19 protein-coding genes and 1 pseudogene are annotated in these 26,647 nt (G+C 46.7%); 13 read left to right on the forward strand and 7 right to left on the reverse strand.

Annotated features, from left to right (window positions below; genetic code table 11):
- The first annotated feature begins 21 nt into the window (after window positions 1-21).
- Window positions 22-501: a DUF5053 domain-containing protein gene (locus tag C825_RS12765; RefSeq protein ID WP_007658162.1), complete on the forward strand. Its 480-nt coding sequence runs from the start codon at window positions 22-24 to the stop codon at window positions 499-501.
- Between the two features lie 65 nt (window positions 502-566).
- On the opposite strand, the gene C825_RS12770 is transcribed toward C825_RS12765, so the two are convergent.
- Window positions 567-2,708, reverse strand: coding sequence for an outer membrane beta-barrel family protein (locus tag C825_RS12770; protein WP_010802739.1), 2,142 nt, complete (start codon window positions 2,706-2,708; stop codon window positions 567-569).
- A 152-nt stretch (window positions 2,709-2,860) separates the two neighbouring features.
- Here C825_RS12770 and C825_RS12775 point away from each other — a divergent pair, with 152 nt between their 5' ends.
- Both C825_RS12775 and C825_RS12780 read left to right on the forward strand, forming a co-directional pair.
- Window positions 2,861-4,333, forward strand: a complete 1,473-nt coding sequence (locus tag C825_RS12775) for a sensor histidine kinase (RefSeq protein ID WP_010802740.1) — start codon at window positions 2,861-2,863, stop codon at window positions 4,331-4,333.
- A 9-nt stretch (window positions 4,334-4,342) separates the two neighbouring features.
- On the forward strand, window positions 4,343-5,023 hold the full coding sequence (locus C825_RS12780; RefSeq protein WP_010802741.1) for a response regulator transcription factor: 681 nt from the start codon (window positions 4,343-4,345) through the stop codon (window positions 5,021-5,023).
- Between the two features lie 3 nt (window positions 5,024-5,026).
- Here the strand turns inward: C825_RS12780 and C825_RS12785 are convergent, their stop codons facing one another.
- Both C825_RS12785 and C825_RS12790 read right to left on the reverse strand, forming a co-directional pair.
- Window positions 5,027-6,289, reverse strand: coding sequence for a Gfo/Idh/MocA family protein (locus C825_RS12785; RefSeq protein WP_010802742.1), 1,263 nt, complete (start codon window positions 6,287-6,289; stop codon window positions 5,027-5,029).
- Window positions 6,290-6,356: 67 nt separating this feature from the next.
- On the reverse strand, window positions 6,357-7,523 hold the full coding sequence (locus C825_RS12790) for an MFS transporter (RefSeq protein ID WP_010802743.1): 1,167 nt from the start codon (window positions 7,521-7,523) through the stop codon (window positions 6,357-6,359).
- A gap of 253 nt (window positions 7,524-7,776) precedes the next feature.
- Between C825_RS12790 and C825_RS12795 the strand changes: the two genes are divergently transcribed.
- From C825_RS12795 to C825_RS12820, 6 genes are all read left to right on the forward strand, one after another.
- A complete protein-coding gene (locus C825_RS12795) occupies window positions 7,777-8,958 on the forward strand; it encodes a DUF4934 domain-containing protein (protein ID WP_010802744.1) in 1,182 nt (393 codons plus the stop codon).
- Between the two features lie 93 nt (window positions 8,959-9,051).
- Complete coding sequence (locus tag C825_RS12800) at window positions 9,052-10,353, forward strand: phenylacetate--CoA ligase family protein (protein ID WP_010802745.1); 1,302 nt, start codon at window positions 9,052-9,054, stop codon at window positions 10,351-10,353.
- 23 nt (window positions 10,354-10,376) lie between these two features.
- Complete coding sequence (locus tag C825_RS12805; RefSeq protein WP_007658150.1) at window positions 10,377-10,802, forward strand: ACT domain-containing protein; 426 nt, start codon at window positions 10,377-10,379, stop codon at window positions 10,800-10,802.
- A 67-nt stretch (window positions 10,803-10,869) separates the two neighbouring features.
- A complete protein-coding gene (locus tag C825_RS12810) occupies window positions 10,870-11,682 on the forward strand; it encodes an outer membrane protein assembly factor BamD (RefSeq protein WP_007658148.1) in 813 nt (270 codons plus the stop codon).
- A 26-nt stretch (window positions 11,683-11,708) separates the two neighbouring features.
- Window positions 11,709-12,041, forward strand: a complete 333-nt coding sequence (locus C825_RS12815) for a DNA-directed RNA polymerase subunit omega (protein ID WP_007658146.1) — start codon at window positions 11,709-11,711, stop codon at window positions 12,039-12,041.
- Between the two features lie 157 nt (window positions 12,042-12,198).
- Window positions 12,199-12,660, forward strand: coding sequence for a DUF4293 domain-containing protein (locus C825_RS12820; protein WP_007658143.1), 462 nt, complete (start codon window positions 12,199-12,201; stop codon window positions 12,658-12,660).
- Between the two features lie 234 nt (window positions 12,661-12,894).
- Here the strand turns inward: C825_RS12820 and C825_RS12825 are convergent, their stop codons facing one another.
- Complete coding sequence (locus C825_RS12825) at window positions 12,895-16,002, reverse strand: glycoside hydrolase family 2 TIM barrel-domain containing protein (RefSeq protein ID WP_010802746.1); 3,108 nt, start codon at window positions 16,000-16,002, stop codon at window positions 12,895-12,897.
- Between the two features lie 23 nt (window positions 16,003-16,025).
- Window positions 16,026-18,340: pseudogene (locus tag C825_RS12830) on the reverse strand (family 20 glycosylhydrolase).
- A gap of 219 nt (window positions 18,341-18,559) precedes the next feature.
- On the opposite strand from C825_RS12830, the gene C825_RS12835 reads away from it, so the two are divergent.
- On the forward strand, window positions 18,560-18,715 hold the full coding sequence (locus C825_RS12835) for a helix-turn-helix domain-containing protein (RefSeq protein ID WP_010802748.1): 156 nt from the start codon (window positions 18,560-18,562) through the stop codon (window positions 18,713-18,715).
- A 5-nt stretch (window positions 18,716-18,720) separates the two neighbouring features.
- Here C825_RS12835 and C825_RS12840 read toward each other — a convergent pair whose 3' ends face one another.
- On the reverse strand, window positions 18,721-19,389 hold the full coding sequence (locus C825_RS12840; RefSeq protein WP_044214351.1) for a porin family protein: 669 nt from the start codon (window positions 19,387-19,389) through the stop codon (window positions 18,721-18,723).
- Window positions 19,386-21,185, reverse strand: a complete 1,800-nt coding sequence (locus tag C825_RS12845; RefSeq protein WP_010802750.1) for a LysM peptidoglycan-binding domain-containing protein — start codon at window positions 21,183-21,185, stop codon at window positions 19,386-19,388. Before C825_RS12845 ends, C825_RS12840 begins: the two co-directional genes overlap by 4 nt.
- 81 nt (window positions 21,186-21,266) lie before the next feature.
- On the opposite strand from C825_RS12845, the gene C825_RS12850 reads away from it, so the two are divergent.
- From C825_RS12850 to uvrA, 3 genes are all read left to right on the forward strand, one after another.
- Window positions 21,267-22,685, forward strand: a complete 1,419-nt coding sequence (locus tag C825_RS12850; protein WP_010802751.1) for a T9SS type B sorting domain-containing protein — start codon at window positions 21,267-21,269, stop codon at window positions 22,683-22,685.
- On the forward strand, window positions 22,666-23,637 hold the full coding sequence (locus C825_RS12855) for a lytic transglycosylase domain-containing protein (protein WP_010802752.1): 972 nt from the start codon (window positions 22,666-22,668) through the stop codon (window positions 23,635-23,637). Before C825_RS12850 ends, C825_RS12855 begins: the two co-directional genes overlap by 20 nt.
- A gap of 82 nt (window positions 23,638-23,719) precedes the next feature.
- Complete coding sequence (gene uvrA, locus C825_RS12860) at window positions 23,720-26,560, forward strand: excinuclease ABC subunit UvrA (protein WP_010802753.1); 2,841 nt, start codon at window positions 23,720-23,722, stop codon at window positions 26,558-26,560.
- Window positions 26,561-26,647: the final 87 nt, after the last annotated feature.

A 26,647-nucleotide genomic window follows, 5' to 3' on the forward strand; every position in this document is an offset into this window, starting at 1 on the left:
TTAATATAGAAAATCTTAGCTATGACAAAAGAAGAGAAGGAGGAGCTTATCCGACAGAAAGAGAACCTGAAATTATTATTTGAATTATCTAAATTCTTACCTACAGCAGATATGCAGGCCGATTTTGAACTGTTTAAAAACATGACGCCCAAAGAACGTGCGATGTTTCAGGAAAAGCGGGCACAGAAGATAGAAGCGATGCCGGGCGATGAGAAAATGATTTTTACTGAAGCTACAGAAAAAGGGTTGAAGGCTATAAAGTCAGAATTACAGGATGTTAAGTTGGCATTGGAGTTAGGAGACGTTGCGAATGCTTTATCGTTGAGTTATATTGCGAAAGAGTATTTTGGTAAAAGTAAAACCTGGCTTTATCAACGTTTAAACGGTAATAAAGTGAACGGAAAACCAGCTCGGTTTACAGAAGATGAACGGAAACGCTTTGCAGCAGCTTTACTGGATTTGAGTAAAAGAATCAATGAAACAGCACTTAAATTTGTATAGTTTAAAAGATTGTTTTGATTATCCGGCTGATTATTCACTTGCCGGATAATCAAAACTGCATCTTATTAAGTTCCGAACCGCGAAGTATCTACGGATTTCACCTTTTTCTCTTTGTAGCCGCCGAAGCTGTAACGGAGTGTCAGGGAGACGGAGCGTATATCCTGGAACAACTCCATCCGGCTCTTCTGTCCTTGTTCGTCGATATGGGTGAGAGGTTTCTGGCTATTTAGCAGGTCAGAGCCTTTAAGCGTCAGGCGAAGTCTCTTTTTGGGGAGTGTCCATACCAGTGCGGCATCGAGGCTATACAGGGGATCGATGTCGTAAATGCCCTGGATCGCCGGCGAACTGTAATCGCCGCTGATGTCGAGCGAAAGGTTCTTGTCGCGCGTCAGAAAGATCGTATTTGTCAGCATTGCCCGCCCGAACAACTTCTTCCTGTCGAAGCTGATATCGACCAGCGTGCCTTTGTCGTGGATGCTGAACCCCATCAGCGTCAGTCGCGAACTGAGCACTTCGCCGGCACGAAAAGGAACAACGGCCATCAGTCCGTACATCGTATGCGTATCCAGGTTGATGGAATGGAAGACCGATTGCAGACGGTCGTGTTGCTGATACGACATCTGCTGTATCTTGTCGGGTTGGAAGTTAGCGAAAGCCCCCAGTACATATTTATTCTTTATGACATATGTCAGTTGCATCGAATAGTTCAGTTCCGGTTTCAACTGCGGATTACCTTTTATCACGCTGTAGATATTCATATAATAGGTATTGGGAGTTGTTGCCCAATAGGAAGGATATTTTCTGTTACTCGACAATGAGAACTGTAACATATTCGAACGGTTGATCCGGTAAACGGCGGAAAGCGACGGAAACAAGTCTGCCTGATCCCATAACGTACCCTTCTTTCCGGCAGAATCAACTGAAGCCTTGTAATAACGGACAGCCAGCGAAGCATTCAGCGTGAATTTCTTTCCGAACGAACGGGAGAAACCGCCGAATATACCCGCCGAATGTTCTTTTTGTTTCATATAGAAGGTCCCTTCGCTTTCTTTTTCATTATTCAGAAGGGCGGAAGCCTCATTGGTCGTCCCCGATAAGGAGGCTTCTGCCCCGTAAGAAATCTTCCATCCTTCTCCTACGACAACGAAGTGGTTGATATATATATTAGCTCGTTGTGATTTTTGCTTGCTCTCGTTGCGTCTGTCCTGGTCGTTGCTGTCTTCAAAATTATTAACCAGGTCCTGCAAGGATTTATCTTTGTAGAAGGTGTAGTCGATGCCGGCATTCAGGTTTTTATGTCCGTTGTAGTCGATCCGTGTGCTATGCAGAAACGAAGGACCTGTAGTCCGGCTGGCCGTATTAACGGTTTCGATACCCTTGAAATCAGTCTGTCCGCCCCTCAGGGATACTGGCTTGTCTTGTACATATTTTCCTGTATAGGAGGCCGACAGCTTGTCTTTATTGCTGAAATCATATTCGAAGGCACCCCGCAGGTTATGGGAGATGCCTTTGTTTTCCGACCAGTTCTTTTGCAGAATATCGTATTTTGTACCGTTCACGGTCGGTTCTGCATGCATATCTTCTGTCGAACGTCCGTGACGGTAATTGGCCGAGTAGGAGAGGTCGGCGGCATACTTCTTTCCGGTATAGGACAGATTCATCAGTGCTGTAGGAGAAAAATACCAGGCCTGTTTTCCTGTCAGCGATATTTCTCCTTTCAGGATATCCGCCAGGCTCCGGTCGTTCTCAATAACCACATTGATCGATGCGCCCCTTACGCCGTATTGAGGTGGAGTGCTGTACATCACTTCTATCTTTTTTACCTTGGACGAAGGAGTTGCTTTCAGCATGTCGGCCAACTGTTCCGATGTCATTGAACTTTTCCGGCCGTTGATGATGATGGTGGTTTCCGAGGTACCGAGCAGAGAGATATTGTCGCCGTTCTTGCCTACTCCCGGTAGTTCCCCCAAGATATCGAATGCATTATCCACCGGTTTGCTTTTCATCAGGTTGGGAATGTCGTATTGCAGTTTTCCGTCGGCCACCTTTACCAGCGGCCGTTCTGCTTTGACGAATACTTCCGGCAGGTTCAACGTGATGCTGTCGTTGACCAGGATGGTTTCGCTACCAGTCTGTTTTTGTGCCAGCATTTGTGTGGGAAGCGAGAGTAAGCCGGCTATCGGTAATAAGTAATAGATTCTTTTCATGGCCTTTTGTTTTTATACGAAAGGTAGGGAGGACGCCAGTGATTACCAAAAAAGGCTTTCATTTGGTAAGACTAAATAACATTCGGCGAAAACTGTGTTATTTTGATTTAAAGCGGGAAGTTGCATGGCGGAGATTCCTTATATTTGTTTGCATGAAATCATCGTTCAAGTATATCATTCTCTTGGTTATTCTGTCTTTGTCGGGAATCTTCGTCTACCAGTTGTTCTGGATAAACGGATTATACCATTCCCTGCAACAGCAGAACAGGGAGTACATTATGCAGGCTATCCGCAATGCCGACCATGTCGAACTGTTTAGTCGTGCTGACTTTATCAGCAAAAAGACGAATAAGCAACGGGTAACGATATCGCAGGCCGATGATCGGGGAGGAGTTGCCCTGACTACCCGTTTTTCAGATAAAGATTCGGTCATTCAACCGGTCAGCATCATAGAGAAGAAGGCGTCTCTCTCTTATGCAAGCGGAGTAGATGAGGATATGAAGAAAGTCCTGCAAAGCTACTCTGTCAAAGTGGGCGACGATTTCAAGTCATTGGGTGAGCTGGGTTTACAGATGCAGCGTAGCCTTCATGAAATCATCGACACGATCTCTCCTGTTAATATAGCAAAGTTCGATAGCCTGCTGACAGTTAATCTACGGGAAAAGAACCTGAACCTCCGCCATTTCACGGAGATACGTCTGCTTATCGACAGCACGGTCATTGCCACTTCCGTCCCTGAAGGAGAAGATTTGTCACGCTATCACCTGTATACCTGGAAATACACTACTTTTACTCCAAGAGCTTTCTATGTCTATGTGGAATCCACCCGCATGGCTTCGCTGGCTGGTATGACGGGGATTCTGGTTTCTTCTTTCCTGATTCTGCTGATTCTTGCTTTATCGTTTGCCTATATGATTTGGTTTCTATTCCATCAGAAGACGGTGGAACAGTTGAAAGATGATTTCACGCATAACGTTACTCATGAACTGAAAACACCGATCGCCATTTCGTATGCCGCCATTGAATCTATTATCCATTATAACCTGCTGGATAATAGAGAAAAGGCTGATAAATATCTGCACCTTTGCCATGAGGAACTGGAACGCCTGGGCGGGATGGTGGAACAAATCCTTTCGCTCAGTTTAGAGAAACGGAAAGATATCCGTCTGGTGATAGAAAAACTGTCTTTGAATGATTTGATAGCCAGGCTCGTGGAGCAACAGAAGATAAAATCGTCCCGCTCTTTCCGCATTCGGACAGAGTATCAGCCGGAGGAAATCACGTTGAGAGCAGACCGTATCCATTTGTACAGCATCATCAGCAACCTGGTGGATAATGCCATCAAATATGCGGATAAAGAACCGGAAATAACGATACGGGCGGTGGCGACGGAGGGAAAGACACAGATACGGGTACAGGACAATGGTCCTGGCATCCCCGAAGAATACCGCCGCCATATTTTTGATAAGTTCTACCGCATACCCTCTGTCCGTCAGTCACCGGTGAAAGGCTATGGCATCGGACTGTTCTATGTGAAGACTATGGTGGAGAAACATGGTGGGAGCATCACAGTGGAATGCGAACCCGGTAAAGGCACCTGTTTTATAATTACATTACCTCAATAACCTGAGATTATGAACATACTATTAGTAGAAGACGAAGTCTCTCTGGCAATGATTGTAAAAGATGCCCTGGAAGAGGAAGGTTACGAAGTTGCTATTGCCCGCGACGGCCTGGAAGGGCTCGAACAGTATTTCAGGGAGCATCCCGCATTGATCATTGCCGACGTGATGATGCCGGAGGTGGACGGCTTTGAGATGGTTCGCCGCATTCGCCGGATGGATAAGGAGGTGCCCGTACTGTTTCTGAGTGCCCGTTCTTCGGTGGACGATATCGTGTTCGGTTTCGGGCTTGGGGCAAACGATTACCTGCGGAAGCCTTTCAGCCTCCGTGAACTGATTGCCCGGGTGAAGGCTTTGACAGTGAAAAGCCAGTCTGAACCGGTAGCCGTTATTTACCATGAACTGGGACTTTACACCTTTTACCCCTCTACCCAGACTTTGCAGATCGGCGGTGAGGAGATCGAACTGTCATTCAGGGAGTCGGAGTTGTTGCGGCTTCTTTGCGAGAGCGGAACTTTGCCGGTCGATACGAAGGATATCCTGCTGCAACTCTGGGGTAATGACAGTTTTTACAATACCCGCAGCCTGCATGTATTTATCACCAAACTACGCCATAAATTAGAGAAAGACCCCCGTATCAAAATATTGAATGTACGGGGGATCGGATATAAGCTGGTCGGCGGACGGCTCTGACTTTTAAAGGCTTATCACTTTCCCTTCTTTCCTGCTTCTTTCTGCCGCAAAGGCTATCAGATGGCTTTCCAGCGATTCGTCGAGTGGTGTGCTCATCAGGCTGGCATCCTGGCGGCGGATGGCTTGGATCCAGTCGCGGATCATACCGGCATCACCGCCACCGTGGCCTACGCCTTCGTAGTTGAGGGCGTCTTCGGCATTGGCATTGTATGTTTTTGAAACGCCGGTGGCGAAGTCGGTGTGGGTGAACTCTTCCATGTCGCCGACGATATCGCCACGCGTCCCCATGATACGGGTACGGCGGCCGCCATACGATGTGAAAGCCTCTATCGAGAAGTTGACCGTTACGCCGCCTTCAAATTCCATCAGCATCATATAATGATCGGGCTGGTTGTTCTCGCAATGGTAGACGCATTTGCCATACGGTCCTGTTTTCAGGTTTTCGAGGATGACGTCGCCCTGTTTGTCCGGGTCTTCCGGCAGGTCGAATACGTATAGCCAGGTGCGGTCGCGGTAGTAGATTTTCAGGGCGGAGAAAGGACAGGTCGCTTCTGCCGGACAACCATCGGTACAACGGGCCGGAGCACCTTCGGGGGCGTTTTCCGCCTTAAAATGCGCCAGGTCACCGAAGGCTACCACTTTCTTACAAGGCTTGCCGATGATCCAGTGGAGGATATCCAGGTCATGACTCGATTTGGCAAGGACCAGCGGCGTACTCGCTTCTGCGTTGCACCAGCTTCCGCGCACATACGAATGGCTCATATGTACATGTTCTATCGGTTCGAAATGCTGGATGCTGACCAGGTCGCCGATCGCTTTGCTGCTCACCATCTCTTTCAGCATTCCGAAATAAGGCGAGTAACGGAGCACATGCGTCAGACCGACGATCTTTCCTTTTTCTTTGGCATAGGCTACCAGGCGACGGCATTCCTCGTCTGTCTGTGCGATCGGTTTTTCAAGGAGGATATCATATCCCAGGTCGAGCGCTTTCATACAGGGGGCATAATGCAGATGGTCGGGGGTAGCGATAATGACGGCATCGGCAAACTTGGGACGGCTGAGCATTTCTTCCCAGGTGGCGACACGGTTTTCCCGGGGTACATGGTATTTGTCACCATATATGTTGCGGCGCAGTTCCACCAACTCGGCAATGCCGGTGATTTGCAAATCTTCCGGGTGCTCCAGTGAATAATCGCCGTACAATTTTCCTCTTCCGCTGGCTCCCAACACGATGGCTGTTACGGGAGTGGTCTTCTCTGTGTTCATGATCTAAGATGATTATAAGTAAATATTCCCCAAATATAGGATAAAATCTTTATAAATCGTTCACCTGTTATTCTTTATCGGTCTTTGCCATTAGTTGCAGCCAGAGGAATAAGGCTCCCGGTACCATGATGATCGCGGCAGATGCCAGTAAGGCGATCCTGAGCGAATACATATCGTTCAGCCAGCCGATGAATGGAGCGATGGCGGCAAACATCAGGCGGATGATAAAGTTACGGATGGAAAGGACGGTGGCACGCATCTCCGAAAAGGTCATCTGGTTGATGTATCCTTTTAATATCGGGGTGGCAAAGCCTCTTATGATATAAAAAACGAACAGGATGGCTAGTCCTGCGTAGGTCAGGTTGAAGGCGAGTGCCACGTAACCGCCTGCCACGAATGTCAGGATCAGAATGCCCATCTTTTTGGGACCGAAATAGCTGTCCACACGGTCCGAATAAAGAGCGGCGATCCCTACGGTCAGGTTCAGCACCGTCCAGATTACGCCGAACCACGAAGTGGGCGTATTCATATACATCAGGTAAGGTTGTACGAACCACGCCATGGTGAGTGTGGCAGCTCCGATAATCCCTGAGAACATAATGTTGTAGCAGAGCCTTTTATTAGTGACCAGCGAGTACCTGATGATCCGTACGATCTCCTGTACAGGGCTTTGCACCTTACTTTTAATATTCAGTTCCTGTAGGGCGAAGGCTGCCGGAATACCGCTGAATGCAATCAGTGCCTGTGCATAAAACGGATAACGCAGCGAGTAAGCCGCCAGCAATCCGCCGAAAATACCGGCAATGGCTTCGGCAAAGTTACCGATCATGGTGATACGCCCTTCATAACGCAGATAAAGGTTTTCCTTCTTATATTGGACTGTCGTATCGTACAGCAAGGCGGAGTCTGCCCCGTTGACCAGCGTTTGCCCTGTTCCCAATAGTATTTCGGCTATGACAAAGGCGGCGAAGGTAGAGGTGAAGGAGTAACAGAGATATCCCAAAAAGAAAAGAATGCATCCGAGTATGAGGCATTTGCGTCGTCCCCACACGTCAGCCAGATATCCGGAGGGTATCTCGAGTGCCACGGCTGCGATTGAATAAACGCTCTTCAGTATAAATACATCCTGCAATCCCAGTCCGTGATCTTCATAGAAAAGCACGATGATTGGCATGACCAGGGTGAACCATTTGGATAGTTTAATAATGTATAGCGCAAGTATGTTTCGTTTCATCTTGTCCGGAAATCTATCTTTAATCGTTGGGCAAAGGTACGTATATTATCAGTCTTGCGTCTTACAGGGACGAACCATTTTTCTCCCGGCGGTTTGGAGTAGTCCATGTGAAATGTTAAATACAGGTATGTATACATTCATCTTCTTTGCTTTACGAATGTGATGTATGTTTTACGGATTTGTCGTAATATCCTTGCTTCTTTGAAATATTATCTCTTTATTTGCGCTATGTTGTATTAAATTCAAAGGGATTATGAAAAGGATATGTTTATGTGCAGTGGCGGTGATGTTGGTTGTGGGACTGAATGGATGTAAGAATGGAGTAAAGAATGAAGGCCCGTTGCCTGTATTGGATTTTCGTGCGGATATTCCGGACAGGGAGGCCGTTTTGCAGGATTTGGGAAAGGTACGTTATTTCCGTCTGCAAACGCCTGAAAATGTGTTGCTGGGCGACCAGATGAAACTTATTCCCAGCGAAGCCGGGTTGTTCTTTATCGGATCTTCTACCGGCGACGTGATCGGTTTCAATAAGAAAGGCGAGATGATCAGCCATTTTAACCGCAAGGGGCAAGGTGGTGAAGAATACGCCCGAATACGCCATATCCTGTATGATGAAAAACGCCAGGAACTCTTTTTAGATGGAATAACCCAGATGCAGGTTTATGGTTTGGACGGGACTTATAAAAGGTCTTTCAGTCTGCCGGATTCTTTGCAGATGGATGTAATCGAATCGCTGGATGAAAATGCAATGGTCTTTCTGGATATGAAAGGCGCTCTTTTTGTGAAAGAAGGTGAGACCGCTAAAATAGATGATAATCCGGAAGCAAGTAACCAGCCTTATGTCCTGATGGATAAGGAAACCGGAAAGAAGATCGAACGTCTGCCTATCGTCTCCGACAATCGTTATCGCAGTATGATCGTAACTACCCGCGACGGACGTCCCTTTATTCTGCTGAACCGTATGAGAAACCTGCTATCCTGCGGCGACGGAGGATGCCTGATCAGCGAACCGGCCGCCGATACGTTATATCAATTGTCGCCCGACCGCCAACTGAAACCTGTCTTTACCAAACTGCCGTTATCGACAGAGAAAGATGGAAAGATCGCTTGCGAGATCCGGGCATTGACTCCGAATCAAATGCTTGTCAACGCCGTCTTCCTGAAAGATGAAGGTCAAATGAAACTGCGTGACGAACTCTATTTATATAATGTGGCAGAAAACTCTTTCTCGCATGTCAAGCTGACAAATAAAGACTGGCAGAACGGCGACATGATGAACTTTGTCTTCAATAATAACAAGCTCTATTATACCTTATATCCTTTTACTTTGCTGGAAGCAATGGAAAAGAACGAACTGGGCGGAGACCTGCTGGAGATAACCAAATCATTGGACGAAGACGAAAATTTGATCCTTATGGAAGTAAGTCTCGATTGATTTGGCGTTATTATTTATTGTCAGTTAGTAAAAAAGTTATTACTTTGCGACAGTTTTACACTACTAACAATTAAATGATAACAAACTGATACCATGATTTGGAACGAAACTATTGAATGTATGGACCGCGAAGAAATGCGGAAATTACAGAGCATCCGGTTGAAACGGGTTGTCGAACACGTTTATCATAATACTCCTTTCTATCGCAAGAAAATGCAGGAGATGGGTATTACTCCGGATGATATTCAATCAATTGAAGATATTACCAAGCTGCCGTTTACGGTAAAGCAGGATTTAAGAGATAATTACCCGTTCGGATTGATGGCTGTGCCGATGTCCGAGATTGTTCGTTTGCATGCCTCTTCCGGTACGACCGGAAAACCCATTGTTGTGGGATATACCCGTAAGGACTTGTCGATCTGGTCGGAAGTGGTGGCACGCTGTCTGACGGCCTATGGCATTACAAAGAACGACTCTGTGCAGGTTTCCTATGGATACGGTTTGTTTACCGGTGGACTGGGTGCTCATGGAGGTGTAGAAAATATCGGTGGTACCGTAATCCCGATGAGTAGTGGTAACACGCAGAAACAGATTCAGTTGATGCACGACTTTGGGGCGAAAGGTCTGGCTTGTACACCTTCTTATGCTCTGTATCTGGCGGAAACGATCCATAATTCGGGCATTCCTTTGGAAGAATTCCAACTGAGGGTAGGAGCGTTCGGCGCGGAACCCTGGACGGAAAATATGCGTAAGGAACTGGAACAGAAACTGAATATTAAAGCATATGATATCTACGGATTAACAGAAATCTGTGGTCCCGGTGTCGGTGGCGAATGCGAATGCCAGAACGGTACCCACCTGTGGGAAGACCATTTCTTCCCGGAAATCGTCGATCCGGTCACTTTGCAACCTGTGCCTGAAGGTGAACAAGGCGAGTTAGTATTCACCACCCTGACCAAGGAAGGCATGCCGATGATCCGTTACCGTACGCGTGACCTGACACACCTGATCTATGAAAAGTGCGAATGCGGCCGTACCGCTGTCCGTATGGGACGTATCCTCGGACGTAGCGACGATATGATGATCATCCGTGGTGTCAACGTATTCCCGTCGCAGGTAGAATCCGTATTGCTGGAAATGCCGGAATTCGAACCGCATTACCTGATCGTGGTGGATCGTGTGAACAACACCGATACTTTCCAGATCCAGGTGGAAGTACGACCGGATTATTATTCGGATGAAATGAACAAGATGATCGCGCTGAAAAAGAAGATCGCCGCCCGTATGCAGAGCGTGATCGGCATTCAGCCTGATATAAAGATTGTGGAACCGCGTAGCCTTGAACGCAGTATGGGTAAGGCAAAACACGTGATCGACAATCGTAAGTTAGTTTAAAACCCTAAAAATAGTAAAGTGCTATGCTAATTAAACAATTATCTATCTTTCTTGAAAACAAGAAAGGCCGTTTTACGGAAGTGGCAAAGATTTTGGGTGAAGCCGGAGTGAACATGTCAGCCTTTACGGTGGCAGAGAATTCCGATTTTGGTATCCTGCGTCTGATCGTGTCGGACACAGACAAAGCAATTCAGGTACTTCGTGAAAAATTATATGCGGTGAGTGTGGCTGATGTGGTGTGCCTGCATTGCCCCAACCAGCCCGGTGCATTGGCGAAGGCGATGGAGATCATAACCTCGGCAGGTATCTTTGTCGAATATATGTATGCTTTCTCGCAAGGAGAGGCTGCTAATGTGATCATCCGCCCCGACAATGTGGAGAAGTGTGCGGAGGTTCTGAAAGCCAACAAACTGGAGCTTATTGCTGCCAGCGATTTATATAAGTTGTAAATATTAACGTTATGCGCTTCGTTATTTTGCAATAAAAAATGTAACTTTGCGCGCTAAAAGTATGTGAATGAAAAAGGTTGTATTTTTATTGATGATGATTACGGTCTTGTTATCCTCTTGTGGGGAATATAACAAGATATTGAAAAGTACGGACTATGAGTTGAAGTATTCGTATGCAAAGAAGTATTTCAATGCAAAGCAATACAACAAGTCTGCTACCCTGCTGGATGAACTGGTTACAATCTTTAAAGGAACTGCTTATGCCGAAGAATCCTTGTACCTGCTGGCTCAGAGCTATTATGGACAAAAAGATTATCAGACGGCTTCGCAATACTTTAATACGTATTACACCACCTATCCGAAAGGCGAGTACACGGAATTGGCCCGCTATTATTCGGGATATGGTTTGTATCTGGACTCTCCCGATCCGCGGTTAGACCAGACGCAGACGTATGAAGCTATTAACCAGTTGCAGCTCTATCTGGAGTATTATCCGCAGAGCGAACGTGCCGCCGAAGCCCAGAAGATCATGTTTGAATTGCAGGAGAAACTGGCTTACAAGGAATTACTGGCTGTAAGATTGTATTATAACCTGGGTACTTACATGCGCGACAATAACTATTTGTCTGCCGTGATCACTGCCGAGAATGCCTTGAAGAACTATCCTTATTCCAAATACAGGGAAGAGTTTATGTTCTACGTTTTGCGTTCGAAGTATGAACAGGCTATTGCCAGTGTGGAAGAAAAGTTGCAGGGTCGTTATCGTGAGGTAGTGGATGAATACTACACTTACATGAACGAATATCCGGAAGGCAAATACGTAAAACAGGCACAGAAGTTCTACGATTATGCCAGCAAGAGAATAACAGATGCGTATTAACGATATTATTTAATCAATAAAGTAAAATGGATTACAGAAAGTCTAGCGCCCCTTCGAATACGGTAACCCGTGACATGATGAAGTTGTCAGCCGACACGGGAAATGTATATGAAACAGTAATGATCATCGGAAAACGGGCTAACCAGATTAGTGTTGAAATGAAGCAGGACCTGGAAAAGAAACTTCAGGAATTTGCTTCTTATAACGATAACCTGGAAGAAGTTTTCGAAAACAGAGAGCAGATCGAGATCTCCCGTTATTATGAAAAGCTTCCGAAGCCGACTCTGATCGCTGCTCAGGAATATGAAGAAGGTAAGGTTTACTATAAGAACCCTGCTAAAGAAAAGAATAACTTTTAACGAGTTGATGGTCGACAAGTAACCGTTGACAGTGAAATGTTCCAAATATAATGGGCAATTGTAATTAATAAAAATGCAATTGTCCATTTTTATTAGTCCGTTTCCTATCTCTCTTTAACTGTCACTTGTCAACTGTCAACTGTCAACTTTAAGAATTATGTTACAAAGAATACAAACAGTTTACTTGCTTATTATCGTGGCCTTAATGGTCGCAACATTGTTTTTACCTCTTGCCATGTTGCAGGCGGGAGACCAGTTTTACTCTTTTGATGCAACAGGCGTAAGCACGATCGCTGCTGAACCGGAACTCGTTTATCCGACCTGGGGACTTTTTGCTTTGACGGCAGTGATCTCCATTCTGTCATTGATAACGATCTTCTTATTTAAGAAAAGAATTCTTCAGATTCGTCTTTGTATCTTTAATGCAATCCTGATGCTGGGTTTCTATGCCCTGTTCGGTTTCTTTGTATGGATATTGAAAGATCAGCTGGCTGGTGCAGCGCTGAGTGTGAAGATTGCTCTTTCTTTCCCGATAATCGCATTGATCCTGGATTATCTGGCTATCCGTAATATCGGAGCGGATGAAGCACTGGTTCGTTCGCTCGACCGCTTGAGATAAGTATAAAATACCATTCTGTTGAAGGGTGGAGGATATATGTCAGACGCAGTCACGTTTTCAAATAACGCGGCTGCGTTTTTTTGTTTGTTAATAAGGTCCTAATTTAACCGGAATAATGTCATGTATTATCCTAGAGTGTTCTACATAGAATATTAAAAAAATATCCATAAAAAATCCCAGGGAATTTTTCTCTCCGGGATTTTTTGTAATATGAATAAAGTTTGCAGCAGTCTGTTATTTTATTGGCCGGATAACAAACTCGAACGTTGTCTTCTCTACCGGAACGAGGTACTGAGGCAATACACCCGGGCCGCAGGTAGCTGTTCCTACGCCGGCCTGTTCAGCATCCAGATGGACGGTGACTGTGCCGCTTCGTTTCAGTTGGTTGATATGCGTGGATGCATCGATATTGCTATCCGCGAAAGGAACGATACTGAATTGCCATGGATGGGCGGCCGTTACGTGCAGGCCGTTACCGGCTTCGTTGGTGATTGTTGCCCAGCGCATATCCGTGCGGTTACCTGTCGATTGCGGTTTGACGTAATAATGGAACAGACGTTCCGCGTCTGTCCGGTCGATGGCGATACGGCCGCTTTGGATACGGTCTGTGTAGGTTTCTCCGGTACGCCCCAGGTAGGAAACCTGTGCATATTCGGCAGGTATTTCAAAGGTCAGTCCGATACGTGCCAACGATTTGACGATGGTGGTGTCCGGGGTAAAGGTAGTTGCTATCTTTACTGTGCCGTCAGGGTTGACACTATAGTGCTGTGTCGCTGTTCCTACTGTTTCGGACTTGTCATTCAGTAGTGCCAGGGTTGTCTGTATGCTGTTCTTACCTGTGCGGAAGGCTGTTGCCTGTTGGCTGAGTTTGTCGAGGCCGGCGGCTTTCCAGAGGCGGGCACCGTTGCGGTCGCGGTTATCGTTGTCGGTAATCGGACGGTACAGGCTGATGGTGAGAGGGGTTGAAAGTAACTCTTTACCATCGAGTTTGTAAGATGTCATGGCTCCTGTCTCCGGGGAGAAAGAGATGCTTATACGGTCGTTGTTGAACGTGTTGCCATCCTGTTTCAACGCTGATGTTTTCAGACCCGGATATTTCGGCTGATAGTTTTTATTGGCTGCCAACACAAACTGGTCGTAAGCTACTTCATGAGTGGTCGGCAGGAACGGACGTGCCTGTTTGGGTGTCCAGCTCAGGTTCAGGAAGACTTCTTTGCAGTCTTTCGGCAAAACGGTTTTGCCTAGTGTCAATGTTGCTGTCTCGTGGGGGAGGCAATCGACGGTCTCCGTTCCCTGGCGGACAGTGCGACCGTCGTCTGTTACCAATTGCCAGTTTAAGGTATATTCATTCAGGTTGCTGAAATCGTACCAGTTTTTAATGGAGAGGGTCAGATTGCGTTCGTCTGTCAGTTTTGTCTTGATATACTGGTAGACTTTTTTCACTTCGTTCAGATGCGGATGCGGTTCTCGGTCGGCACTGACCAGGCCGTTACAGCAGAAGTTGTCGAAGCTGGGGATACCTTTAGGGCCGTAATCGCCGCCATACGACCAATACCAGTTGCCATTTTCATCCAGTTCGCGGAAAGACTGGTCCACCCAATCCCAGACGCAACCGCCCTGTGCCATCGGTTCGTCTTCGAATACATCCCAGTATTCTTTCAGGCCGCCGACACTGTTACCCATCGCATGCACATATTCACAGAGGATAAAAGGACGGTAGATTTTCGGTTCCTTCTGGTTCAGATATTCTTTGATTACGTCTACGCTGCGGTACATGCGGCAATAGATGTCGGTATTGTAGTTTTGTTCGGCACGTTCGTATTGTACGGGACGGTTCTTCTCGACCGATTTCAGCCAGTCGTAGGTATGTTCGAAGTTGATACCGTTGCCAGCTTCGTTGCCCAGCGACCAGATTACGATGCAGGGATGGTTTTTGGAACGTTCGTACATCCGGCGGGTGCGGTCCATATGGGCCGGGAGCCAGGTACTGTCTTTAGCCAGCGATTCGGGGCCGTATCCCATTCCGTGCGATTCGATGTTGGCTTCGTCGATCATATAGAGGCCGTATTCGTCGCAAAGTTCGTACCATAACGGGTCGGTCGGGTAGTGGGAGTTGCGTACGGTGTTGATGTTGTACTGCTTCATCAACTCGATATCTTTCAGCATCAGTTCGCGGCTGACCGTACGGCCCAGTTGCGAATGTTCATGGCGGTTGGTTCCTTTCACCAATGTCGGTACGCCGTTCACGCAGAAGCGGCCGTCTTTGATTTCGGACGTGCGGAAGCCTACTCTGCCTCCGGTCAGTTCGGTTTCTTTGCCACCAGCGTCTTTCAGGGAGAGGACGAGCGTGTACAGGTTCGGATGTTCGGCACTCCAGGCTTTTACACCGGGGATTGTCGCTTCTTTGAATATAATCCGGCTGTTTTCTCCAGCAGGGATTTTAGCTTCCTCTTTCAGGACGGTTTTGCCGTCGGCATCTTTCAGCTGGTAAGCGATGCGGCTGTCCGGATTGGCAGGACCGGCAATCTGAACGTCCAGGTTGAAGATACCGTCTTTGTAAGTATTCTTGTCGAGAGTGGATACCACCTTGTAGTCGGCAATATACTGCCGGGGCGTGCTGTAGAGGTAGACGCTCCGTTCGATACCGCTCAGGCGCCACATGTCCTGGCATTCCAGGTAGGAACCGCTGCTCCAGCGATAGACTTCCAGGGCTACAGTATTCTCGCCCGGTTTCAGCTTATCGGTAATATCCCATTCTGCCGGGGTTTTAGAACCCTGGTTATATCCTAGTTTTTCCCCGTTCACCCATACATAATAGAAAGAAATGACGCCTTCGCAGCAGAGAACTATGCGGCGGCCGTCCCTGTTTGCCGGTACGGTGAAAGTGCGGCGGTAAGAGCCGACTTCATTTTCTTCATAAGGAACGAAAGGCGGATTCTTCTTGAAGTTGAACATCGGGTCGTCGAACTCATACGTTTCGTTTACGTAGATGGCGGTACCGTATCCCTGCCGTTCCCAGTTGCCGGGAACGTTGATATCTGCCCATCCTCCGGTATAGAAAGAAGGCTTGTAGAAATCTTTCGGGCGGTTGTCCGGGTTCTTTGTCCAATGGAATTTCCATTTTCCGTTCAGGCTTTGGTACCAGGGGGACGATTCGTGGTCGCGTACGGACAGGGCTTTCTCGTTCTCAAAAGGCCAGACGTAAGCGTGCGGTTCCAGTTTGTTGAGTCCGGTTGCGTACTGGCTTTGCCACTCGGGCTTGTTGTTGTCTGTCGACCCTGTAGCCGCCTGGAGCATCCCCAGGCAGCACAGAGCGAAAATAGATAACCTCGTTTTTCTCATTTGTATTTTAGAATTGATATGTTTTATTGTACTGTGACTTCATCTATATACATCCAGGTGCCTTGTCCGGGACGTGTATGATCGTCCGGGCATTTGCCGGGATTCCTCAGGGCGACTCTCAGGTAACGGCCTGCTGCTTTCAGATTGTCGAATGTCTTGTCTTCGATGCGGATACCTTCGCGGAATATTTCTTCCGGAGTAAAACTGCGTTCTGCAACCTGCGTATATGTCTGGTTGTCGTCTGAGACGGACAACGTAATCCGGCTGGGGATATGTGCGCCCATTCCGTAATTGGTGATGCAGCCGATTGTTATTTCATTTATTGCCTCCGTTTTTCCCAGGTCGATCGTAAAGGTCGCATCTTCGTCGTACCAGCCGCACCATTCGAAGTCGGATTGTTTGTTGCTACCCCGTAATCCGTTGGTCAGGCGATATGTCTGGTTGTTTCCGTCCTGAACGGGGCGGGCGGTGGCCTTGTTCCAATGGAGCGGGAGGGTCAGGTTTTTTCCCATTTGTTTGCCGTTGGTAAAGGTTGCAGCGTTGATTGTGATATCGTTGGTGACAACCAGAGAGTCGGTGTACAGGGATGATGTGGCGACCGGTTCGTTCCCGTCGGTCGTATAACGTATCTCCATATCCGGTCGGATACAGGTGAGGGCAACTTTCAATGTATCGTTGTTGCCTGTTACCAGATGGTCGATGTTGAACATGGAACGGGCATAATTTACTCCCAGATAGTCATAATGTTGTGTTAATACATCCAGGCGTTTCAGGAAGCCGGGCCAGTCTTTCCGGTCTTTTCCCGACCAGGCTATTTCGGCAACGGCGGCCAGACGGGGAAGATGAGGTATTCGGCATCTTCGGGAGAGTTGGTAAATTCGGTCCATAACGAACCTTGAACACCTAAAAGGTTTGCTGTTACCTCTGGTTCCCATTCCGGTTGTATGGGTTCATAGTCATACACATTTTTCAGTGTGTTATTACCGAAATAAGTACGAGGCTCGAACCATTGCGGACCTTGGTAGCGAATCAGATAAAGCACACGTGCCGGGGTCATGATAAATTTATGACCGAGTTTTCCGGCTTTGTACCCGGCAGTACCTAATCCCTGCCAGCCGTAAATAACGGCATCTTCAGGTATTTTGCTATTGGTCAGTTCATCCCAGCCCATAACCTGTTTACCTTTGCTTTTTACATAGTCAGCCATGCGGTTCATGAAATAGCCCTGTAAATCCTCGACGTCGGTGATGCCTTCTACTTTCATCCGTGCCCGACAAAGTGGACATTCTTTCCAGTATCTTTTGGAGGCTTCATCGCCTCCCAGATGAATATAGTGGGAAGGAAAGAGGTCTGCAACTTCATCTATCACATCTTCCAGGAAGGAAAATACTTTGTCGTTTCCGGCACAATAGACGATTTCGGATGCATGTGCACCCATACCCGGAATGACGCTGATAAAATTTTTAACTATGGGACATGCCAGTTCCGGATAGGCAGCCAGTGAAGAATTGGTATGTGCCGGCATCTCTATTTCCGGGATAATTTCAACCTGATGTGCTCCGGCATAGGCGATAATTTCTTTCATGTCTTCCTGTGTGTAGAAGCCCCCTACAGGTGTTGGTTCTTCTGGCTGAGCATTTTTACGTTGGGAGAAATCGCTTTCGCGGGCAACACGCCAGGCTCCGATCTCCGTTAATCGGGGATATTTTTTTATTTCCAGTCGCCAACCGTTTCCGTCGACCAGATGCAGATGTAGTTTGTTCAGTTTCAGCATGGCCATATAATCAATGATTTTGATTATATTTTCTTTAGGAATGAAAAAGCGGGAAACATCGAGCATTAATCCGCGGTAGGGAAAGCGTGGGCTATCTTGAATGCCTAGTGTTGGTACGTTCCATTGGATATTGTTAACCGGTTCCTTACTTTCTATAGCTGGAGGAAGTAGCTGGCGAATTGATTGTATGGCATAGAAGAAACCTGCTTTATCTGCTGCGTTGATGGAGATACGGGAAGGAGTTATGTCCAGTTTATAACTTTCCTTTACGAGTGTTGTGTCGGTAGAAAAAATGACGGAGGCGGAAGCGGCGGACGAACCAGTGTTTACCATAGGGGTAAATCCGGCAGAGGAGGTAAACAAATCAGCTAATAATCCGGCAATCGGTTCCTGTTCCCGGTTCTCGACCTGGATGACAGTATTCTTGCTGAATGTGAAATGGCTGTTTCCGGCTACTTGTTGTTCCGGTAGCGGGATAATATTAATTGGGACCGGATCAGTGGTGGTACATCCGGTAATCAACCAGACAATAAAGAAAAAAAGAAGGAGTTTGCTTTTTGTCATTTGATATACTTTTAATGTTAACAATATTGTTTTATGCTACCGGAGTATGCTGTTGCAAATGTAGATGTATGGTTATAGGTTTATGTCCGGATTTGTACAAAAAACTTCAATATTTGTCCATAAAAGGATATTCGTGTTGATTCTTGTATATTATTCGATTGTGAACTATGTCGCTACGCAAATGGTAATGAACTGTGTTTTCCTGTAAATAAGTTCTGGATGACCCGTGTGATGGAACTGCTGGCGGATAAGAATCTCAGCATCCTGGAGGTTTCGGAGAAGGCAGGGTTTACCAACCAGCGTTATTTTAGCACGGTATTTAAACAAGCTAATGGAATGACTCCGTCCAAATACCGACAGGAACATTTCAGTTGAAAATCTTATTTCCGAATGGGCAGCAGGTAAATGATACGTGCGGAGATTACCTGGCTGGACGATTTGTTGAAGTAATCGCTTTTGCGGCTGCCGTAAATATCACCCAGCGCATAATAATAGCGTCCTTCCAGCAGGAAATAACCGATGCCGGTACGCAGTTCAAGCCCCGGACCACCACACAATCCCCAATCGAATTTTTTCTGGATGGCCATGTTGTGTTGCTCATTGGAGCCGGCGTTCGTATTCGTCTCGTTCGGGTTTGTTTCCGTCTTTTCGCTGAAGGCATAACCTATTTTGGGACCCAGGTTAAAATAGAACTTGAATCTGTTGCTGCCGAAATAGATATGAGTGAAGAACGGTATTTCGAAATAATTGATCGTACGACTGTATTTATAGGTCGGATGTTCTTCGAATTCCTCGTCCCATCCTTGTTGGCTGAAATTCAGTTCGGTTTGCAACCCCAGGTTCTTTTCTGTGTTCCAGCGCAGCACCAGTCCGGCATTGTATCCCTGTTTCATTTTCGTATATACCTTGGGATTGAAACTTACGGACGAGAAGTTCATACCGAAGGAAGCACCTACGGAGACCTCCTGAGGAAACCTGCTTTGCTGTGCCATGGCGCTTATAATAACGGCCAGGCACAAAAAGGATGTGATTATACTCTTTCTGATCATCTTACTTCGCTACGTGTTACGTTAAAATCACTCTGGTAGTGAACGATAAATATATTGGTATTGATGAATCCGCCCCAATTGTTTACCCGTTCAAAATCGAAACCTGTCTGTATGCTCTTGTAACGGATCTTATCCAGGTTGTTTTCGAAATTGGAACCATATTTTTTGATGGCATCAAAGAAGAACATACCGGTGTCGAATCCTAATATACCGTATTTAGGGAACGTATTGATCAGGTTCTTGCTATACCATGTCTTATATTTTGAATAGAAATCGGCAACTTCGGGCGAAAGGTTATCGGCATAGAAGTTACTATATATATATGTATTCAAGGCAAAGAAATCATCCAGGCACTCACGAGTGTATGTTTGCCATACAGGATAACCGAACAGGGTGATATTACATTCGGGTTTAGACTCAGCCAGCATACGTAGAGGAGATTTGAGTTTATTCAGTGCATCCAGTGAATCGGAAGTCGGAATAATCACACTTCGTTTATTTGTACTGAGCATAGCTTCCATCTCGACCGGGAATGTTTCGGCTGAGTAGGTCAGTTCACGCCAGGCGATGTTCCGTTGTTTCATTTCTGCTTTGAAGGCTTTGATGAAATCTGCTTTCTCTTCTATACCGGGCACTTTTACAAAGATGATATTATCGTTCCCAAACAGGTCGCAACCAGCTTGGGATGCTTTGGCATACAAATAGGAATGAGGCGTATTAACCTGGTATACATGCGCATTGGATAATACATCGTCATTTTTGGAAGTGAACGGGATCACGTATTTGATGTTATTCTTTTCTGCAAATTCGGCAACAGGGGCGATCTGGTCGTTCTGTACGGCTCCGATGATCAGGTTTGCTTCCTTCAAAGCATCTTCTTTCAGGATTTCTTTTACCTTCTTGGTGCCGTTGCCAGTATCGAAGACGGAAAGTTCGATCGAACAACCGCTGTTGCGGAGGCTGTCGACAGCCAGCAGCATACCTTCGTAATATTCAATAAAACGCAACGTGTTGGAAGAAGGAGTTGCTTCGTTTGTCATGAACGGCAATAACAAAGCGACCTTGATCATATTGACGTGCTTGATCTTTTGAGGTGTCGACAAAAGGGCATTGACGTCTCTTTCATGCATGGCAGGGGCTGTTTCAGTCACTGTCTCTTTAGTCTCTACCGGTATTTTAATGACCATACCGGCTTTTACTCCGTTTTTCAGTTCGGGGTTTCGCTGGAGCAGCTCTGCACTGGATACATTGAATTTCCGGCAAATGCGGTACATCGTTTCTTTCTTGGCGATCGTATATTCGATTTCCTTGGTTACGGTCTTTATATCTGTGGTCGGCAGTGTCTCTATAGGAGTTGCCGGGATACGGATTGTCTTGCCTATGGTAAAAGAGGAAACGGATAATCCGGGATTTGCCGCGATAATATCAGGACCGGGCACTTTGTACCGGACAGATAATGAATACAGCGTTTCTTTGGGTTGTATAGTATGATACAGATAATTATCTTCTGCATTTCCCATCGGAGCGGAACTTACATCCTTTTGTGGGATTTTTAAGGTGGCTCCGGCCTTTATGGATTCGCGGCTTTCGGGATTCAGGCGATAAATATCGTCGACAGTTACTCCGTACATGGTTGCGATCGAGTAGACTGTTTGTCCCCGTTCAATCGTATGATAAAATATATTATCATTTAGTTCGTTAGTAGTAATGATCCGTGCTCTGTTGTTTTGTGAATACAAGGAGACAGCGGAAAAACTCAGGCATAACGTCAATACGTATATACTAATCTTATTCATTTGCTGATTCGAATATTTGCAGCAAAGATAGTGTATGTCCGTATAAAATACTAATTTTGGAAGCTAATTAGGTTATAATATATGCAAAGGAATTGTTTAAGAAGAGTGATCGGGACGCTCTGTTTTTTGTTATTGATACTTGCAGCACATGCTCAAAAATATACGGTAACAGGGGGGAGAGGTACGCCTTATCTTGCTTTTGATAATAAGAAAGGCAACACCAGTAGCCGATTTGAAGTTTACCTTGTGTATGGCATGGATAATGTGGAAATACGATATACTCCTACATCAAGTACATATCAATGGTACCGCTATAAAAATAAAGCAGGCGTTGGAGGGGATGCTGAAAAAATACCTTCTGTAAATGAAGGAAATACAACTGTTATCCGGAATATAGAAGAAGGATATGGTTATTATATATTGGAAGACGATGCTTACTCGAAAGCTGGAGGGTATGTATGGATTATTGACTATAGCAAATATGAATTCAATATAACCAGTTTGTTTGTGGATACACAAAAAAGTGGTTGTGATGCCATGTATCTGGGTGGTACAAGCGATATAAAGGATATGAGATATGTGCTTCCTGATGTTAATGGCACTCCCGGTTTTCTGGAACGTGAGTTTGACGTGACTTATCAGACAATGGAAATACCGGAAGGAGATAATCAGAGTATTATTCCTAAAACGGCGACGGCGACTATAACGGGAAATCCGTTTAAAGCCAGCTTAGAACCTCCCTACAGCGATACGGAAGTAGAGTTGAAGGGCGATCAGTTTGCCCGTCATTTCGGTGTGGAAAAATCAATGCTTACTGATATGTATCAGGCTGTCGCTGTGCTGGCTGTTATGAAAATAGATACTTTGTCTTATGCTTCAGATGTGCCTAATATGGTCGTAAAAGGCGACAGCCTCTCTGCTCCGGTCGAGTTTAATTTTACGGCAATTGCAAATACGCCGGTTGCTGCTATGTTTAATTGGAAGATATACAGGAAGGATGAAGGCGGAGGAAGCAGTGAAGGTAATGAAGAAGGTGAAGAGAATAACGGTACGCTATTGAGGGACTTTAGCGGAGAGGAAACTTCTTTTATTTTCAACCAAAATGGTACTTACGTGGTTAAATTAACAGTGAACGACCGGACTGGTCAATGCCAGGCAAATCCACCTGATGTTACGGTAAACATTTCGGATTCTTACCTCGATGTACCGAATGCTTTTTCGCCCGGTACATCACCCGGCATCAACGACGAGTTCAGAGTAGCTTATCGCTCTCTGACCCGTTTTAAATGTTGGATATTCAATCGGTGGGGAGTGGAAATGTATCATTGGACGGACCCGTCGAAAGGCTGGGACGGCAAAAAGGGAGGCAAGTATGTGGCCCCCGGTGTTTATTTTTATGTGATTGAGGCTACCGGCTCGGACGGTAAACCTATAAAGAGAAAAGGTTCTATTAACATTCTTAGATCAAAACAAATTCAGGATGGGATTATCGAAGAATAGTATATTCAGTTTTTTGTCGGGCGGTCTGATCTGCCTGACTGCTTGTTTGTCTATCGGCTCAAGCGATTCGGAAAAAGTAATGGACGGACGTCCGGTGGTGATGTCGATGACATCGTCGCCCGATATACCTGCGTCGGTTATTTTCTGTGGTAAACCTATTGATCTGACCCGCTATAATATGCGTGAAGGGTTCGACCGGGAGATGAGTAGTTTCACATACTTCCATTCGACCACTATGTTGCTGATCAAACGCGCCAACCGTTATTTTCCGGTTATCGAACCTATATTGAAAGCAAACGGTATCCCCGACGACTTCAAATACCTGGCAGTCATAGAGAGCCATCTCGACCCGCGTGTGTCGTCGCCGGCACGTGCCGTAGGAATGTGGCAGTTTCTGGAAGGGACAGGCAAACAATATGGCCTGACTGTTACTCCGACGGTCGATGAACGTTGCCACGTAGCCAAGGCGACCGAGGCTGCATGCAAATACCTGAAAGCTGCCTACGACAAATATGGCGACTGGGCGAATGTGGCCGCTTCCTATAATGCGGGCATGGGACGTATCTCCGGCGAACTGACCAAACAGGAAGCCGACAGTACTTTCGACCTTTGGCTGGTAGAGGAAACAAGCCGTTACGTCTATCGTATCATGGCGATCAAACAGATATTTGAGAACCCGTATAAATATGGTTTCGTACTCCGGGCGGAAGACCTGTACAAGCCGGTTGCCTGCGAAGATGTGGCTGTCTCGTCAGATATTCCCGATTTGTCTGCTTTTGCACAGAAGTATGATATAACCTATGCCGACCTGAAACGCTTTAACCCCTGGTTGCGCGACCGGAAATTGCAGACATTGGGCAAGACTTATACGCTTCAGGTTCCTAAACAAAGTGATATGTATTACAAGACACCAAACACGTACGTGCATAACCCGGCTTGGGTGGTAAGATAAATTCCTTCCGGGTGTAATCGGAGTTCCATTCGGATGGAACAGGATTTTCTCCCGGATGAAAAAGAAAACAGTGATAAGAAGTATGAATGATAAGAATGCATTGGAAGGCGGACGTATTTCCGTTTTAGGCGCCCGCGTTCACAATTTGAAGAATATAGACGTCGAGATACCGAGAAACAAACTTACCGTGATAACGGGTATGAGTGGTAGTGGTAAGTCATCACTGGCTTTTGATACGATTTTTGCGGAAGGACAACGCCGGTATGTGGAGACATTCTCTGCCTATGCCCGTAACTTCCTCGGAAATATGGAACGTCCGGATGTGGATAAGATCACCGGATTGAGCCCGGTCATCTCGATCGAACAGAAAACGACTAACAAAAATCCCCGTTCTACCGTCGGTACGACGACAGAGATCTACGACTTTTTCCGTCTGCTTTATGCGAGGGCGGGAGAGGCGTACTCGTATCTGAGCGGAGAGAAGATGGTGAAATACACCGAAGAGCAGGTGCTCGACCTGATTCTGGAGCATTATGAGGGAAAGAAGACATACCTCCTGGCTCCGCTGGTCCGCAATCGTAAGGGACATTATAAGGAACTGTTCGAGCAGGTTCGTAAGAAAGGCTATCTGACCGTCCGTGTCGATGGCGAGATCAAGGAGATATTCCACGGCATGAAGCTGGACCGCTACAAGATGCACAGCATCGAAGTGGTGATCGATAAAATGGTTGTCTCGGCTTCCGACGAACGCCGCCTGAAAGAAAGCCTGCGTACAGCCATGAAGCAGGGTGACGGATTGGTCATGCTGCTGGATGCCGATACGGACGAGTTGCGCCATTACAGCCGTCGCCTGATGGACCCGGCTACCGGACTTTCCTACAGCGAACCGGCTCCGCATAATTTTTCCTTTAACTCCCCGCAAGGTGCATGCCCCAAATGTAAAGGATTGGGACAGGTGAACCTGCTGGATATGGAAAAGATCGTGCCGGATCCTTCCCTCAGTATCTATAACGGCGGGATCGTGGCCCTCGGGAAATATAAGAACTCGCTTATCTTTTGGCAGATCGAAGCCCTTTGCGAGAAGCATGGGGTAACGATCAAGACGCCGATCAAGGATATTCCGGCGGAGGCGATCGACGAGATCATGAACGGAACCGACGAACGACTTCAGATCAAGAACGAATCCCTGGGTTCTTCCAATTATTTCCTGTCTTATGAAGGCGTTGCCAAATATATCCTGATGCAGCAGGAGAACGAGGCGTCCGCTTCCGCACAGAAATGGGCGGGGCAGTTTATTAAAATGACTACATGTCCGGAATGTAACGGCCAGCGTCTGAACAAAGAGGCATTGCATTACCGGATTGCCGATAAGAATATTGCGGAAATATCTTCTTATGATATATCCGAACTGTATGATTGGCTGGACGGCATCGAAGACCGTCTGGACCAGAAGCAGAAACAGATAGCGATAGAGATATTGAAGGAGATCCGTTCGCGCCTGAAATTCCTGCTGGATGTGGGGCTGGATTATCTCTCTCTCAACCGTGCTTCGGCAAGCCTTTCCGGCGGTGAAAGCCAGCGTATCCGCCTGGCAACCCAGATCGGCAGCCAGCTGGTCAATGTGCTTTATATCCTCGACGAGCCGAGTATCGGGTTGCATCAGCGTGATAATGTCCGTCTGATCAACTCTTTGAAAGAACTTCGTGATACAGGGAACTCGGTCGTTGTCGTGGAACATGACAAGGATATGATGCTGAATGCCGATTACGTGATCGACATGGGTCCGAAAGCCGGCCGTCTGGGCGGAGAGGTCGTGTACGAAGGTACGCCTCAGGAGATGCTGAAAGTCGATACGCTGACGTCCGCTTATCTGAACGGAAAAACAGAAATTGCCATTCCTGCCGAACGTCGGAAAGGAAACGGCAAGTTCATCACTATCAAAGGAGCTGGCGGTAATAACCTGAAAAACGTAGATGTGACTTTTCCACTGGGAACGTTGATCTGTGTGACAGGCGTGTCGGGGAGCGGCAAATCGACGTTGATCAACCGTACCCTGCAACCGATCCTGAGCCAGCATTTCTATCGTTCGCTGGAAGATCCGTTGCCTTATAAGTCGATCGAAGGTATTGATAATGTGGATAAGATCGTCAATGTCGACCAGTCGCCTATCGGACGTTCGCCGCGAAGCAATCCGGCTACCTATACGGGTGTGTTTTCCGATATCCGTAACCTCTTTGTCGATCTTCCCGAATCGAAAGTAAGGGGATATAAACCGGGACGCTTCTCATTCAACGTGTCCGGCGGTCGTTGCGAAACCTGCAAAGGGAATGGTTACAAGACCATCGAGATGAACTTTCTGCCCGACGTATTGGTGCCCTGCGAGGACTGTCATGGCAAACGTTACAACCGCGAAACACTGGAAGTGCGTTTCCGTGGTAAATCCATCGCGGATGTATTGGATATGACGATCAACATGGCGGTGGAGTTCTTCGAGAATATTCCGACCATCTTGTCCAAGATCAAGGTCTTGCAGGATGTGGGCCTGGGTTATATTAAATTGGGGCAGCCTTCCACCACGTTGTCCGGCGGCGAAAGCCAGCGTGTGAAGCTGGCGACTGAACTGGCTAAAAAGGATACAGGCAATACATTATATGTACTGGACGAACCGACAACCGGTCTTCATTTCGAAGACATCCGTGTTCTTCTGGGTGTCCTGAACAAACTGGTGGAAAAGGGCAACACCATCATCGTCATCGAGCATAACCTCGACGTCATCAAATGCGCCGACTACCTGATCGACATGGGCCCCGAAGGCGGCCGTAAAGGCGGTCAGGTCTTGTTTACCGGCACCCCGGAAGAGATGGTAAAGAAGAAAACGAAGAGCTATACCGCTCCGTTCCTGAAAGAGGAGTTGAAACAATAACCTGGCATAGGCAGACGAGGAATATGGCACGCCTATCCCCGTTTGCCGACATAACTAAGATAGAATAATAACTAAGTGAAGACAGAT

Source organism: Parabacteroides sp. ASF519 (assembly GCF_000364265.2).
Taxonomy (GTDB): Bacteria; Bacteroidota; Bacteroidia; order Bacteroidales; family Tannerellaceae; genus Parabacteroides; species Parabacteroides goldsteinii.

Excerpts from the sequence above, each read along its gene's own strand:
- C825_RS12765 (WP_007658162.1), top strand. The coding sequence starts at position 22 with ATGACAAAAGAAGAGAAGGAGGAGCTTATCCGACAGAAAGAGAACCTG.
- C825_RS12770 (WP_010802739.1), bottom strand. The coding sequence starts at position 2,708 with ATGAAAAGAATCTATTACTTATTACCGATAGCCGGCTTACTCTCGCTT.
- C825_RS12775 (WP_010802740.1), top strand. The coding sequence starts at position 2,861 with ATGAAATCATCGTTCAAGTATATCATTCTCTTGGTTATTCTGTCTTTG.
- C825_RS12780 (WP_010802741.1), top strand. The coding sequence starts at position 4,343 with ATGAACATACTATTAGTAGAAGACGAAGTCTCTCTGGCAATGATTGTA.
- C825_RS12785 (WP_010802742.1), bottom strand. The coding sequence starts at position 6,289 with ATGAACACAGAGAAGACCACTCCCGTAACAGCCATCGTGTTGGGAGCC.
- C825_RS12790 (WP_010802743.1), bottom strand. The coding sequence starts at position 7,523 with ATGAAACGAAACATACTTGCGCTATACATTATTAAACTATCCAAATGG.
- C825_RS12795 (WP_010802744.1), top strand. The coding sequence starts at position 7,777 with ATGAAAAGGATATGTTTATGTGCAGTGGCGGTGATGTTGGTTGTGGGA.
- C825_RS12800 (WP_010802745.1), top strand. The coding sequence starts at position 9,052 with ATGATTTGGAACGAAACTATTGAATGTATGGACCGCGAAGAAATGCGG.
- C825_RS12805 (WP_007658150.1), top strand. The coding sequence starts at position 10,377 with ATGCTAATTAAACAATTATCTATCTTTCTTGAAAACAAGAAAGGCCGT.
- C825_RS12810 (WP_007658148.1), top strand. The coding sequence starts at position 10,870 with ATGAAAAAGGTTGTATTTTTATTGATGATGATTACGGTCTTGTTATCC.
- C825_RS12815 (WP_007658146.1), top strand. The coding sequence starts at position 11,709 with ATGGATTACAGAAAGTCTAGCGCCCCTTCGAATACGGTAACCCGTGAC.
- C825_RS12820 (WP_007658143.1), top strand. The coding sequence starts at position 12,199 with ATGTTACAAAGAATACAAACAGTTTACTTGCTTATTATCGTGGCCTTA.
- C825_RS12825 (WP_010802746.1), bottom strand. The coding sequence starts at position 16,002 with ATGAGAAAAACGAGGTTATCTATTTTCGCTCTGTGCTGCCTGGGGATG.
- C825_RS12835 (WP_010802748.1), top strand. The coding sequence starts at position 18,560 with ATGACCCGTGTGATGGAACTGCTGGCGGATAAGAATCTCAGCATCCTG.
- C825_RS12840 (WP_044214351.1), bottom strand. The coding sequence starts at position 19,389 with ATGATCAGAAAGAGTATAATCACATCCTTTTTGTGCCTGGCCGTTATT.
- C825_RS12845 (WP_010802750.1), bottom strand. The coding sequence starts at position 21,185 with ATGAATAAGATTAGTATATACGTATTGACGTTATGCCTGAGTTTTTCC.
- C825_RS12850 (WP_010802751.1), top strand. The coding sequence starts at position 21,267 with ATGCAAAGGAATTGTTTAAGAAGAGTGATCGGGACGCTCTGTTTTTTG.
- C825_RS12855 (WP_010802752.1), top strand. The coding sequence starts at position 22,666 with ATGGGATTATCGAAGAATAGTATATTCAGTTTTTTGTCGGGCGGTCTG.
- uvrA (WP_010802753.1), top strand. The coding sequence starts at position 23,720 with ATGAATGATAAGAATGCATTGGAAGGCGGACGTATTTCCGTTTTAGGC.